The sequence below is a fragment of the Caldicellulosiruptor hydrothermalis 108 genome (assembly GCF_000166355.1).
GTDB lineage: Bacteria > Bacillota > Thermoanaerobacteria > Caldicellulosiruptorales > Caldicellulosiruptoraceae > Caldicellulosiruptor > Caldicellulosiruptor hydrothermalis.
This window is the reverse complement of sequence record NC_014652.1, coordinates 13279-26000: the sequence shown is the minus strand read 5'-3', so window position 1 is coordinate 26000 and position 12722 is coordinate 13279. Positions and strand designations below refer to the sequence as shown.

The 12722-nt window shown below is 32.9% G+C and carries 12 protein-coding genes and 2 pseudogenes; 5 read left to right on the top strand and 9 right to left on the bottom strand.

Going from position 1 to position 12722, the window contains the following annotated elements; translation table 11 throughout:
- The first annotated feature begins 71 nt into the window (after positions 1-71).
- Positions 72-704 (top strand): energy-coupled thiamine transporter ThiT, encoded by a 633-nt coding sequence (thiT, locus tag CALHY_RS00120; RefSeq protein WP_013402000.1) that lies wholly within the window; start codon positions 72-74, stop codon positions 702-704.
- 66 nt (positions 705-770) lie between these two features.
- Here the strand turns inward: thiT and CALHY_RS00115 are convergent, their stop codons facing one another.
- From CALHY_RS00115 to CALHY_RS00100, 5 genes and pseudogenes are all read right to left on the bottom strand, one after another.
- Positions 771-1346, bottom strand: coding sequence for a Uma2 family endonuclease (locus CALHY_RS00115; RefSeq protein WP_013401999.1), 576 nt, complete (start codon positions 1344-1346; stop codon positions 771-773).
- 151 nt (positions 1347-1497) lie between these two features.
- A complete protein-coding gene (locus CALHY_RS13515; protein ID WP_174299043.1) occupies positions 1498-1644 on the bottom strand; it encodes a hypothetical protein in 147 nt (48 codons plus the stop codon).
- 82 nt (positions 1645-1726) lie between these two features.
- Positions 1727-2977 (bottom strand): RNA-guided endonuclease InsQ/TnpB family protein, encoded by a 1251-nt coding sequence (locus tag CALHY_RS00110; RefSeq protein ID WP_013401998.1) that lies wholly within the window; start codon positions 2975-2977, stop codon positions 1727-1729.
- Positions 2970-3381 (bottom strand): annotated as a pseudogene (gene tnpA / locus CALHY_RS00105) (IS200/IS605 family transposase). Before tnpA ends, CALHY_RS00110 begins: the two are co-directional and overlap by 8 nt.
- Before the next feature lie 100 nt (positions 3382-3481).
- Positions 3482-3925: pseudogene (locus CALHY_RS00100) on the bottom strand (LemA family protein); the annotation flags it as partial.
- Between the two features lie 246 nt (positions 3926-4171).
- Here CALHY_RS00100 and CALHY_RS00095 point away from each other — a divergent pair.
- The 3 genes from CALHY_RS00095 (at position 4172) to CALHY_RS00085 (ending at position 8990) form a co-directional block, all read left to right on the top strand.
- Positions 4172-5647, top strand: coding sequence for a WG repeat-containing protein (locus CALHY_RS00095; RefSeq protein WP_013401997.1), 1476 nt, complete (start codon positions 4172-4174; stop codon positions 5645-5647).
- A gap of 114 nt (positions 5648-5761) precedes the next feature.
- Positions 5762-8419, top strand: coding sequence for a DEAD/DEAH box helicase family protein (locus CALHY_RS00090; protein WP_013401996.1), 2658 nt, complete (start codon positions 5762-5764; stop codon positions 8417-8419).
- A complete protein-coding gene (locus CALHY_RS00085; protein ID WP_013401995.1) occupies positions 8403-8990 on the top strand; it encodes a class I SAM-dependent methyltransferase in 588 nt (195 codons plus the stop codon). The genes CALHY_RS00090 and CALHY_RS00085 overlap by 17 nt, the downstream gene beginning before the upstream one ends.
- A gap of 70 nt (positions 8991-9060) precedes the next feature.
- On the opposite strand, the gene CALHY_RS00080 is transcribed toward CALHY_RS00085, so the two are convergent.
- The 4 genes from CALHY_RS00080 to CALHY_RS00065 all read right to left on the bottom strand — a co-directional run bounded on the left by CALHY_RS00080 (position 9061) and on the right by CALHY_RS00065 (position 11497).
- Complete coding sequence (locus tag CALHY_RS00080; protein ID WP_013401994.1) at positions 9061-9483, bottom strand: type II toxin-antitoxin system VapC family toxin; 423 nt, start codon at positions 9481-9483, stop codon at positions 9061-9063.
- On the bottom strand, positions 9467-9706 hold the full coding sequence (locus CALHY_RS00075; RefSeq protein ID WP_013401993.1) for a type II toxin-antitoxin system Phd/YefM family antitoxin: 240 nt from the start codon (positions 9704-9706) through the stop codon (positions 9467-9469). Before CALHY_RS00075 ends, CALHY_RS00080 begins: the two co-directional genes overlap by 17 nt.
- 305 nt (positions 9707-10011) lie before the next feature.
- Positions 10012-10593 carry a Uma2 family endonuclease gene (locus CALHY_RS00070; RefSeq protein WP_013401992.1) on the bottom strand — a complete coding sequence of 194 codons (582 nt, stop codon included), beginning with the start codon at positions 10591-10593 and terminating at the stop codon, positions 10012-10014.
- 241 nt (positions 10594-10834) lie between these two features.
- A complete protein-coding gene (locus CALHY_RS00065; RefSeq protein ID WP_013401991.1) occupies positions 10835-11497 on the bottom strand; it encodes a peroxiredoxin in 663 nt (220 codons plus the stop codon).
- Positions 11498-11716: 219 nt separating this feature from the next.
- On the opposite strand from CALHY_RS00065, the gene CALHY_RS00060 reads away from it, so the two are divergent.
- A complete protein-coding gene (locus tag CALHY_RS00060) occupies positions 11717-12661 on the top strand; it encodes an ISNCY family transposase (RefSeq protein WP_013401990.1) in 945 nt (314 codons plus the stop codon).
- Positions 12662-12722 lie beyond the last annotated feature (61 nt).

The following is a 12722-nucleotide window of genomic DNA, read 5'->3' as shown; positions in this document are numbered from 1 at the left end:
TGAAGTCTGTTTTTTAAGTATACATTTTGTGATATAATTAATTGAAAAATATGCTTGGGAGATGAAATAAAATGAGCTATTTTGCAAGTATATTCAAAGATTTTGAAAAGATAAAATGGTATTCGCTTACGATAGTCATCGTTTTAATATTTATTAGTATCTTTTTATACCTCGCTCAAAAGCGTCAAAAATTTTCAACAAAAGCTCTTGTGTACGGTGGAGTTGTCATTGCACTATCGTTTATACTTTCATTTATAAAGCTTTACAGAATGCCACAGGGTGGTTCAATTACACCTGCAAGCATGCTGCCACTTTTTGCATATGCTTATATGTTTGGACCATTTGCGGGAATAGTTGCAGGAATGGCTTATGGAATACTGCAGCTAATACAAGACCCATATGTTGTTCACTGGGCACAGCTACTTTTAGACTATCCACTGGCCTTTGGTGCTCTCGGATTTGCAGGATTTTTTAGAAAAAATCTGCCTTTGGGAATTTTAGCAGGTGGCTTTGGAAGGTTTGTATTTCATTTTATATCTGGAGTTGTATTTTTTGCATCATACGCGCCAAAAGGTACAAGCCCGGTTGTGTATTCTGCCATCTACAATGCAACTTATCTTGGTCCTGATCTTGCCGTGTGTTTGATAATAGCCTTTATCCCGGGCTTGAGAAGTGCTATTGATAGATTAAAGTCCCAGGCTTAGAGAAGAAGTGAACTTTTTAAAACAAAAATTTTGGGCAGGCAGGCTTTTCACCTGCTTGCCCCGCTGTTATATTTTAAAAATCTCATCAACATTTATTTCTAAATCAGGAAAAATAGCAACTTTTATTATATCTCCTTCTGAAAACATCTTTGGTCTTCCATAGCGACCATCTGGCTCCAAAACAAAGCAAGTGATTATTTTATTTTCCGGTTCTACAATCCAGTATTCTTTTACGCCTGCTGCTTCATATTTGTTGAACTTCAAAACTCTATCCAACCTAACTGTAGAAGGCGAGGTTATCTCTATTATCATTTGCGGGGCACCTATATACCCTGTTTTTGCAAGTTTTGATTTGTCACAGATTATAGTCAAGTCTGGCTGAACAACGGTTGTGGCACTTTCAATCTCATGCTCATCTTTTGCCTCTAAAAACACATCAAATGGTGCTGAGAATATTTCGCAATCTTTATCTTTCAAATAGTTACCAAATATGAGCATCAGCTCTTTTAAAACCTTCTGATGCTGCCAGCTTGGTGCAGCATGCAAAAACAAAGTTCCATCAATCAAGCTATATACTTGATTTTCAGAAATTCTTTTTAAATCCGAATAAGTGTTAACATCACTTTTTTGCATTTCTTCCATAACAATCACCCTTTGAAATACCTATTACTCTTCAAGAAGCTGCATGAGCTCATCTTCTGAAAGTTCTGTGAGGAATGTCTGGGCCGATAGAACTATGCTGTCAAAAAAGTTCTCATAGCTTTGAAAGAAAAGTAGTATTAATTTTAGTATATCACAAAATTAAAAAGTGGGCTTTTTTACCTGCTTGCCCCACCACCGCCTGAGGAGCCTCCTCCAAATCCGCCAAATCCACCGGAACCTCCACCGCCTCTGCCAAACCCACCAAATCCGCCAAATCCGCCAAAATGGTGGTGGTCATCGTCTCTGTCCCACGGATCCTGTCCCCACCATTGACTTCTCCCCGCCCTTAAAAGGACGAGGATTCTTGACAGCTCTTTATTTCAGGCTGTCTTCTCGGTAGAATGGTCTTTTTCCCATAGATGGGTATTCCATTCTACCGGGCAACACAGGTGCGATTTGAACCTCACACCTGCGGGGCAAGCCAATCGCCCTACTACCAGGGATTTTGTCCCTGTATACTTTTTGTAGATGTTTATAGCTCCAACACCATCCCTGTGATATCTAAATCCACACTTGCTGCATTCATAGTTCCTGTTTCGTGGTTTATTTTTACTTCCACATACAGGACAAACTTGGGATGTGCCATTCTCCTTTACATACACAATATCTATCCCTGCAAACCCTGCTTTCTCTTCTATTCTTCTTGCCACTTTTCTAAACATCCACTGATGAATTTTCTGATTTGATACCTTCCCATGCTTTGCTCTATTTCTTATCCCTTTCAAATCACCTAACACAATTGTTCCTATGTTATTTTTAACACAGTACCCTATCAAATGAGATGTGTATTTTTCCAACACATCTCTTATCTGGTTGTTTAGCTTTCTCAAAACTTTTCTCTTCGCATTTTCAAGCTTTCTAAATCTTTTAGACCCTTTCTGACACAAAGAAAGTTTTTGTTGAAACTCTGCTATCTTTTTATTGCGATATCTCAGCTTAGAATTTAAAACCCCACCATTGTAGATTAAAACATTTTGCCCATCAAAACAAACCATTGGATGTATTACTCCAAGGTCTACTGCTAAAACGCCCTTACCTTTTTCACTTTTCATTTCATCAACTTCGATAACTACATGGAGATAGTACTTTTTCTTGCTGTGATGATAGATTAGCTCTGCATATTTTGGAGCAGTTTTTATCACAACATCTCTTAAAACTATTGCTTCATGTTCTTTCCCATTAGAGAGAATCAAAATATTGTTTTTCAGACGAAGTGCACTTTCTTTGAACACCACTTTGTTATATTTCTTGTTCTTGTATGGCAATCTTATTCTGGATGTATCTTTCCCCTTCTTTTTTGCTTTCTGTATTTTTCTAAAAGTTGCAATATAATTTATCCATACCTGCTGATATGCTGCCTGTTTGCTCTGACTGTGAAGAACAAAATCCTTCTGGTGTATCCACCATTCCATGTACCTGTCAAATGTTTTTTGTGATATCTTTATTCCTTTTTTATTCATTCGCTTTAGAAAACTTACAGCTTTAGAGTAGATTTTTCCTGATTGTTTTGAAAGTTCTCTTGCCAAAACCTGATACTCTTCTGGGATAGGTAGAATATATGTCTTATCCATCTTTTTCTGCCTTCTTCCACTGACTTTCTATGTATTTTTTTGATTGTTTCAGAAGACACATTGCCAGCTGTTACAACAAAATATGCCCTCGTCCACACTGAATCCTTCTGCTTATACTGGGGAAACTTTTGAGCTATCTTCCTGCCAGTAGCACCTTTTATCACGTTAATTAGTTCGCTCGGTGAATACCTTGGAAGTGCTGAAATAAATAAATGAATATGGTCAGGCATTATCTCAAGTGCTAAAATATCAAACTTGTATGCCTTGGACAGTTCTTGTATTGTTTCTTCGACTGTCTTTTTCACCTCATGGTCTTTTAAAAAGTCCTTACGATATTTTGGTATCCAAATAAAGTGGTAGTTGATTAAAAATTTGGCATGTCGTGTTGATTTGTAGGTATTCATTATAATCTATCCTGCTATTTTTAAAGATTTGATCCAATTATATCATATTCGGTTTTCATTTTCAATCTTTGCTATTGCTCCCCGTCCTAAAAGGACGAGGCTTTCTGCAAAATTTTGTGTAATCCTTTCTTGCAACAGCAATTCTATTTTCTGTACCAGCAAGTTCATCCATAAGCTGCACAAATGTTCTGTCTGCTTTGAGATTTGGATAGTTTTCAACTATCATTAAAAGCCTCGAAATTGCAGATGATAGTTCATCGTTTGCTTTTGCTTTATCTTCTACTGTATTTGCATTCAAGAGCTTTGAACGTGCCTGGGCAAGGGTTTCAAAAATCTCTTTTTCGTGTTTTGCGTAGCCTTTTACAGTATTGACCAAGTTGGGAATCAAGTCTGACCTTCTTTGCAGCTGATTTTCAACCTGGCTCTATTTGTTGTCAACATTTTCTGCCAAACGAACAAGGCTATTATACGTCGAAAAGGTATACATAACAGCTACTACAATCAAAACCAAAATAGCTAAAAGGATCTTTGTGCTTTTCTTCAATTTTTCACTTCTCCTTCCTAATATATTTTTTGGCTACAAGAATATATATACCCACTATTTAATTGTACTAAATCTCATGCTAAATATTAACTATGTATTTTTTGTACATGGTTGAATTTATTTTAAAAAATGATTATAATACCTTATATAGTGATTTATTTTATATTGATTTTCTGGTATAAGCAGATTTAAATGTAAATTAAAAAATATTTTTAATGAAACCTTTCAAAAAAGGAGGAAAATTTTATGAAAAAAGTCAAAATCTTTATTTGCTTTTTACTGGTACTTATTCTTTCAATCAGCATTCTGACTTTAACAAATGCTCAGCAAGCCTCTTCTCGAAATTTTGTATATATTAAACCGCAGTTTGAAAATGTAATGTTCTGGGAAAATGGTTGGATTTCTTATCTTCAGGGTGGAAAATGGGGAATTTTAAGTTCATCTGGAAATATCCTTTTAAAACCGCAGTTTGATAAAATAGAGCCTATAGTTTATGATGGTGCCTCAATAATGGGCATTGAAGATAAATTCTATAAAGATATATTTGTTATCTGGCAAAACTGGAAAGCAGGATTTATAGATACAAACGCAAAAATTATTGTAAAACCAGAGTTAGACTCACTTGATGTTATAAATCCATGGATAAATATATATGTTTGTAAAAAAGATAATAAATATGGTTTTCTGAATCTGGATAAAAAAATCTATGTCACTCCTCAGTTTGAAAAAATGTGCTTTGTTCATTATATGCGTAACCCAGATAACAAAAAAGAATTTTCTCTTAATACTGTTGACTTGAAAGATGCAGTATGGCCAGATTCTTATTTGGAATATATTCTTGTTTCTAAAGATGGAAAGTGTGGTGCTATTGATACAAATGGAAATGTGGTTGTAGAGTTTAAATATAATTCTTTTAAAGAAGCTTTGGCAGACAGTAAATTTGCAGAGGCAGTGCAGGCTATGTTAGCAAATGAATCAAATTCTGCGCCATCTTCAGATAAAAATAAATTAGCTGAATTATCGCCTAATTATGTTTCATACGAAATTGAAAATAACAAATACTACCTTATATTTGGAAGACATACTAATAGAGGTTATGTATATACAAAAAGTAAAGAAGGATATGAAAATGCCAAAGTTGTTGAAGCGAATAAATTAGTAGCAGTTTATAAAAATAAAAAGTGGGGTATTGTTGATATAAATGGCAATTTTGTGGTTAAACCCCAATTTGATGATATAAAAGAACTCAGCGAAGGATTTATAGCTTTTAAACAAAATGGAAAATGGGGATTTATGGACAAAAACTTTAAAGTTGCTATAAAACCTCAATTTGACAAAGCAGAAAATTTCTCTGAAGGATATGCTGCTGTAATGAAGTCAAATTTATGGGGATATATTAATCCTTCTGGAAAGTTTGTTATAAAACCTCAATATACCAAAGCAGGTCCATTTTTTGCTCAGATGGCTGCTGTTGCTACAAAGGATTATGTAGGGCTTATAGATACAAAAGGCAGTTTTGTAATAAAATTTTCAACAAAGAACTCCCAATACATGTTTGTTGATACTGAAACCTACAGGTTTAGATATGCACCCGATTCCATATTAAATTCTTCTGGTTATTCGATCTATAAATATACACTTATCTTCCCCAAATTCGGCTATGCTGTGATTGATAAGAAAACAAACAAGGTAGGGCTTGTGTTAAGAGGGCAAGGAAAATAACCTTGCCCTTTGTTTCATTGACCAATTTAAGGAAAAGTAATATAATTTTTATAAGCAATCTTAGATTTTTTGTAATCTAATTAAAAAGGAATGACCATTATGAGGTTTGAAAAGATGCATAAGATAGAAGAGTACCTCAATCAAGTAGAATTTCATGAAATAAAAGATGTTTATAGAAAGATTGAACAGAGATACAAAGCCTTGAGCCAGCAAGCAGGTATACAAAATGTTAAATGCTTTACTGGTGACAATGAAGACTTTTTAACAGAGCTCAGAAGGGCGATCAAAAGAGCAGTTGAAATAAATTTCATTGTTTCATTTCTATTGGAATCTGGTGTAAGGTTAATCATAGAAGACTTAATAGAAGCCAAAAAAAGAGGATCGAAAATAAGGATTGTAACTGGAAGGTACCTCAATATAACTCAACCCTCTGCTCTTTACCTCATAAGACAAACACTCGGAAATTATGTTGATTTGAGATTTTATAAATTTGAGGAAAAGTCTTTTCATCCCAAGGCATACATATTTGAGTATGAAAATGACAACGGAGAGGTTTTTATTGGCTCATCTAATCTTTCAGAACAAGCCCTGTGCGGCGGAATAGAATGGAATTACAAAATAGAAAAAAAGACCAATTGTGATGATTTTCTCTTTTTTAAAAACGAATTTCTGAATATTTTTCATAACCAAAGTATAGAGATAACTGACAAAGTATTAAAAGAATACAGCCGCAAATGGAAAAAACCAAAAATCCAACTTGAAAAAGAAATATTTAATGAAGCAGATGGTGATATATCAGAACATGAAGAAAAAGACCAAAATATTTCTTCTGACCTATTGAAAGTGGCTCAAGAGGTTGCAGAATACTCTGTACAAAGTTTTATAAAATCAAAAGTAAATAATGGAAAAGTTATTCCATTCTATTATCCACGCGGTGCTCAAATTGAAGCATTGTATGAACTCAAAAAAAGCAGAGAAGAAGGCTTTAACAAAGGCTTGGTTGTGTTGGCAACAGGTGTGGGAAAAACTTTTCTGGCAGCATTTGACTCAATGGAATTTCAAAAGGTTCTTTTTGTTGCTCATAGAGAAGAGATATTAAATCAAGCCAAAAAAACTTTTGAAAAAGTTCGACCAAATAGCAGTATGGGATTTTTTAATGCTGAAATTAAGGATACAAACAAAGATATAATATTTGCTTCTGTTCAAACCTTGGGAAAAGGAGAATATCTCAATGAAAGTTATTTCCCACCTGATTACTTTGATTATATTGTCATAGACGAATTTCATCATGCTGTTGCAAAAAGCTATTCAAACATCATCAGTTATTTTAAGCCCAAATTCTTACTGGGACTTACCGCTACACCCGAAAGATTAGATAACAAAGATGTTTTTGAACTCTGCGATTATAACGTTGTTTATGAACTGAGGCTAAAAGATGCTATAAATAAGGGTTTTCTTGTTCCATTTCACTATTATGGTATTTACGATGAAACTGATTTTTCAAATATTCCAATTATTAATGGAAAATATAAAGAAGATGAACTTGAGAGAGTACTGATGATCCACAAAAGAGCCGACTTAATACTCAAAAATTATCTAAAATTTAACAAAAAAAGAACTCTTGCGTTTTGTACTTCACGCAATCACGCTGAATTTATGGCTGAGTATTTTAACCAAAATGGGGTAAAATCCTGTGCCGTTTACAGTGGCGAACAGGGCAAAAATGCAGCTTTTAGAGGTCAAGCAATAGAAAAACTTAGAAAAGGTGAAATCAATGTTATCTTCACAGTTGATATGTTCAACGAAGGAGTAGACATCCCAGAAATTGATATGGTAATGTTTTTAAGGCCAACCGAATCACCTACAGTATTTTTGCAGCAGCTTGGAAGAGGTTTAAGAAAAGCCAAAGATAAATACTATCTAACTGTATTGGATTTTATAGGAAACTATAAAAAGGCAAACTTGATACCATTTTTATTGAGCGGCAAAAGATATGACATCGAAAAGATTAAAAAGACACGGTTTGTTCATGATGAATTTGATTTTCCTGATGATTGTATCGTGGACTTTGATTTCAGAATAATTGATATTTTTAGAAAACAAGCTGAAGCTGTAAAAAGAATCGAAGAGTTAATATACGAAGAATATTTAAGGATAAAGAATTTTTTGGGATATAGACCAATGCGTCAAGATTTTTTCAAGTATGTTGATGATGCTATATATGATAATATGAAGAGATATAGCGACCCAAACATCAATATACTCAGAGATTATATTTCTTTTCTCTATAAAAACAATGAACTTACTGAAAGCGAAAAAACCTTGTACGCTACCGTCGCACATGAATTTATTAGATGTATTGAAAATACTCGTATGACAAAAAGTTATAAAATGCCTTTGCTTCTTGCATTTTATAACAATGGAGAACTAAAGCTTGTCGCAACACCTGATGATATCTACAGAAGCTTTAAAGAATTTTATTCTAATCCTTCAAACGCAGTTGACTTGGCAAGGCACAAAAGCACACAGGGATACAAAGAGTGGACAAAAGAGGATTGGTTGGATCTTTCAAGAAGAAATCCAGAAGAAGCTCTATTAAACGATAATGAATTTTCAAAATTTCTCAAAAGAGATGACCAATTTTTGTATCTTTCCAAAGACCTTGAACCATTTATCAAAAACCAAGATTTTACTCGACATTTCAAAGACGTCATTGATTATAGAGTAAAACGTTACTACAAGGAGAGAATAGAAAATGGATCAGACGATTAAGTACTACGATGAGAATGCCATTGAGTTTTTCATGAATACAAAGGATGCAAATATGGAAAATTTATACAAGCTATTTTTAAAATACATTCCTGAAGGTGGTAAAATTCTTGATTTGGGTTGTGGTTCAGGAAGAGACACGAAATATTTTCTGGGAAAAGGCTATGATGTCGTGGCAGTAGACGGTTCAATTGAAATGGTGAAATTATCAACTGAATACACAGGAAAAAAAACTCTGCATATGACATTTCAAGAAATTGATTTTGATGAAGAATTTGACGGCATTTGGGCTTGTGCCTCTTTGTTACATGTCAGAAGAGATGAAATCAGTAGTATATTATATAAAATCCACCGTGCTTTGAAACCAAATGGTGTTTTGTATGCATCATTTAAATATGGAGATAAAGAAGAATATAGGGATGACGGTAGGTTTTTTAACTATTATGATGAAAAGTCTTTTTCTGAATTAATAAAAAAACTCGGGTATTTTGATATATTGGAAATTTTGATAACAAATGATGTTCGAAAGGGTAAAGAAAATGAAAAGTGGTTAAATGTGATTTTGAAAAAATAAGAAAATTTGAGATATTCTAAATTATAATGTATAATGAAAGAAGCAAACAAATTTGAGGTAAATAAAAATTTTAAAAGTTATCACTTTGGAATTTTTCAACAAATTCAGAAGGTGAAATAGCTTTTATTATCAACTTTTTAAGTTTATTATCTCTCGTGATAACAAAGTCCGCTTTTATTTTTTTAGCACATTGAATCTGCAAAGCATCTTCAAGATTATTTATAGTGGAATTTTCCATGGCTTTTTCAATGTCTTTTTTTGTTACTGAAACCAATTTAACAATGTTTAAAAGTGCTTTTATTGCTTTTGTCGCTTTGTCATTTCCCAATTCCTTTGCAATAAAATAATAAAGGTCAGTGACAACAAATGAAGCAATGTAGCCTTCAATAAGTCCTTCTTCAGCATACTTTAAAACTTTGTATGAATCTTTTTCAAAAGGTGACCTTTTTAAAATAACATCCAGAATAATATTTGTATCAATAAGAACTTTCATATTTTCTTATCCTTTCCCCTCTTATTTGTTTTATTGTCACCTCTTTATTTGGATAATTCTCCATAAACCCATATAGAAAATCCGCATTTGGTGTGCCTTGTTTTTTTATAGGAACAATCTTTGCTACTTCCTTACCATTCTTTGTTATAATTATTTCTTCTTTTTCTGCCATCTTCAAATATTTTCCAACTCTCATTTTAAATTCGGTAGCATTTACTATCATGATTATCACCTTTTTTTAAATATAGCTATTTTGATTATAACAAGATTAGCTATCAGTTTCAACATTATATTTGCCTATGTTAGTGTCAAGATACTGTAGATGAATTTTTAGCAACAACTTCTGAAACACCTCCTTATGTCTTTAGCCAACAATGGTTATTCTTGAGCGATTCCTCGTTCAAACTTTGAAAAACTTAAATCTTCCTTATTTCGAAAACTAAATCCCAAAAATCAAATAAGACTTCAAAAATAAACATCAATTGATAATAAACAATATTCGAAAGGATAAAGAGATGGATATACAAATTATTCTACAACTCCAAAAATTTCATCTAAATTTATTATTAAATCTTCAAAGATAGAAACTTTGATTTTATTGCCTACAGTGTATACATCAGGTCTACCATATCGACCATTTTCTTGTAGAGTAAATACACTTATAATTTTATTTTCAGGTTCAACTATCCAGTATTCTTTTACTCCATGCTTTTCATATAAATTAAATTTCTCTATTTTATCTTTACTTGCAGTTGAAGGTGAGGTAATTTCAACAATCAAATCAGGAGCACCTTTTAATCCTTCATTGTCAATTTTTGATTTGTCGCAGACTACTACAATATCAGGTTCTACAACTGTTTTTATTTCTTTATTGTTTTTTTCATTTGCAGAAGGAAACCTTACTCCAAAAGGCGCACTAAATACTTCGCACTGCTTGCCCTTAAGATACATTGCAAAGTTTATAAATAGTTCTCTTAATATTCTTTGATGAATTGTGGATGGAGGAGCCATTAAATAAACCTTGCCGTCAATTAATTCTATCCTTTGATCATTTGGCCAGTTTAAATAATCTTCATAAGTGTAAATCTCTTCTTTTTTAGGTAAAAACATAAAAAACACTCCTCAAATTTTCTTCTTTTTATTTTTTACTTATTATTTTATATCATTTTTTTACTTTTACCAAGAGTAAGGATTTATCTTAAATTCTATAAATATTTTTTCCTTTTAAAATTTTAAATACTTGGTTAGTAATCTAATCCTGACTTTTAGTGAAAAATTCACATTCCAAAAACACAAAATTAGAGAGACCATCCACTCTCCTTTTGGATAGCCTCTCTCAAAGCTATTTATTTTACAGCTTCTTATAACAAAACCACCAATCAAAACACTCAATCTCGCCATCTTTGGCTTTTTGAAGCCTTTCTTTCGCCAAATCTTCTGTTGCTGCAGGTGGAATTATTACTTTATCGCCAATCAACCCGTTGTTTGGCCAGTTCTCAGGAGTAGCAACACCGTTTTGGTCTGATGTTTGCAGTGCCTTTAGCGCTCTTAATATCTCATCAATGTTTCTTCCAACCTCTTGAGGATAGTACATCATAAGCCTTAAAATTCCCTTGTCATCTACTATGAAAACAGCTCTCACTGTGTTTGTCCCTTTTGCCTCATGAAGCATTCCCAAAGTGGTTGCCACTTTGCCAAGCTCATCTGCAATAACAGGGAACGGAATTTTTACACCAAGCTTTTCTTCAATCCACTCAATCCACTTTATGTGAGCAAAAACCTGGTCAACCGAAAGTCCAATCAGCTCAGCGTTAAGTTTTTTAAACTCCTCTGCCCTTTTTGCAAATGCCACAAACTCTGTCGTGCAAACAGGTGTAAAGTCTCCTGGATGCGAAAAGAGCACAAACCATTTGCCCGCATAGTCATCAGGAAGCTTTTTCATACCGTGAGTTGTTTTTACCGTCATGCTCGGGAACTTCTCACCCAGCAATGGAATTCTGCTTGTATTTTCCATTATAACCACTCCTTTAAAACTTTTTTGTCCAATTTATTAATACCATCGTGAAAAGACTTATAAACACAAATTAATAAACGAATTTTTATTTATTATTATGAGGTTGTTGAATAAAAGATATAACCATATAGAGTAAACATAGTAACAAAAGAAAAAAGCCCCCTTGTGTTATAATTTTAATTTAAGAGAAAACCACAACAAAACACAAGGGGGAAAAAGATGACTAAGAATATTAAAGCACAAAATAAGAAATTTTTAAAGCTGCTTTTTGTAATAAAAAAGGTTACTGAAGTTTTATCGAGGAAGATAAAGCAAAATAGAAGGGGACGACCGAGGAAATTTAATCTGTTTCAGATAATAGCTTGTTTGGTTTATAAAGTTAAAAAGGGGATAAAGAGTTTCAGAGAATTAGAATATCGAATAAATCAAGACACAGAGTTTAAGCAAGTAGTAGGTATAGAAGAAAGTCCGGACTATTCATATTTTGCAAAGTTGTCAAGAAAAATAGAAAAAGAATACATGCAAGATATAAAAGACATATTAATAGCTAAGATAGAACCTGATATGAGTATAGCGATAGTAGACTCTACGCCGCTGAGAAGTGCCAAAAATGATTCAGAAGCAAAAATAGGTATACATATTACAATAGGATTTTTCAGGGGATACAAATTACATCTTTTGTGTACAGGTAAAGAAGAAGTAATACCACTTTTCTGGATTTTAACAGGGGCAAATGAACATGACTCAAGACAAGAAGAGCTTTTGTATAGGGCATGGGGTTATAACTGTGAGATTGTATTAGCAGATGCGGGATACGATTGTAGCAGATGGTTTAATATAGCAAATGAGCTTAAAGTTAAATTTGTTGCTGGGATAAACAAAAGAAACATGAAAGATAAAAACAATGTTAAGAATGTTTTTAGAAGCAAGAACATAAGATTTTTAGAAACTGAAGAGGGTAAAAAGCTATACAAACAGAGAACAAAGATTGAAAGACTATTTAGCAAATTAAAAGGTGAATATAATCTTGAGAATGTGAGGCTCAAGGGATTTAGAAATTATAAAAGGTATATTGATTGGATACTAATTACTTTTCTATTTGAGCAACTTCTTAGAAAGTTAGAAGGTAAGAAGTTTTCTTTCGCTTATGAATGGAATCAATAACTTTTGTTTATTTTATGTATTGTTGGTAATATTTTTTATTCAACAACCTATATTATTATTT

What these genes read in the sequence shown, in the direction of transcription:
- CALHY_RS00070 (WP_013401992.1), bottom strand. Translation starts at nt 10,593, where the DNA reads ATGTTTTTACCTAAAAAAGAAGAGATTTACACTTATGAAGATTATTTA.
- CALHY_RS00065 (WP_013401991.1), bottom strand. Translation starts at nt 11,497, where the DNA reads ATGGAAAATACAAGCAGAATTCCATTGCTGGGTGAGAAGTTCCCGAGC.
- CALHY_RS00095 (WP_013401997.1), top strand. Translation starts at nt 4,172, where the DNA reads ATGAAAAAAGTCAAAATCTTTATTTGCTTTTTACTGGTACTTATTCTT.
- CALHY_RS00085 (WP_013401995.1), top strand. Translation starts at nt 8,403, where the DNA reads ATGGATCAGACGATTAAGTACTACGATGAGAATGCCATTGAGTTTTTC.
- CALHY_RS00060 (WP_013401990.1), top strand. Translation starts at nt 11,717, where the DNA reads ATGACTAAGAATATTAAAGCACAAAATAAGAAATTTTTAAAGCTGCTT.
- CALHY_RS00075 (WP_013401993.1), bottom strand. Translation starts at nt 9,706, where the DNA reads ATGATAGTAAATGCTACCGAATTTAAAATGAGAGTTGGAAAATATTTG.
- CALHY_RS00090 (WP_013401996.1), top strand. Translation starts at nt 5,762, where the DNA reads ATGCATAAGATAGAAGAGTACCTCAATCAAGTAGAATTTCATGAAATA.
- CALHY_RS13515 (WP_174299043.1), bottom strand. Translation starts at nt 1,644, where the DNA reads ATGACCACCACCATTTTGGCGGATTTGGCGGATTTGGTGGGTTTGGCA.
- CALHY_RS00115 (WP_013401999.1), bottom strand. Translation starts at nt 1,346, where the DNA reads ATGGAAGAAATGCAAAAAAGTGATGTTAACACTTATTCGGATTTAAAA.
- CALHY_RS00080 (WP_013401994.1), bottom strand. Translation starts at nt 9,483, where the DNA reads ATGAAAGTTCTTATTGATACAAATATTATTCTGGATGTTATTTTAAAA.
- thiT (WP_013402000.1), top strand. Translation starts at nt 72, where the DNA reads ATGAGCTATTTTGCAAGTATATTCAAAGATTTTGAAAAGATAAAATGG.
- CALHY_RS00110 (WP_013401998.1), bottom strand. Translation starts at nt 2,977, where the DNA reads ATGGATAAGACATATATTCTACCTATCCCAGAAGAGTATCAGGTTTTG.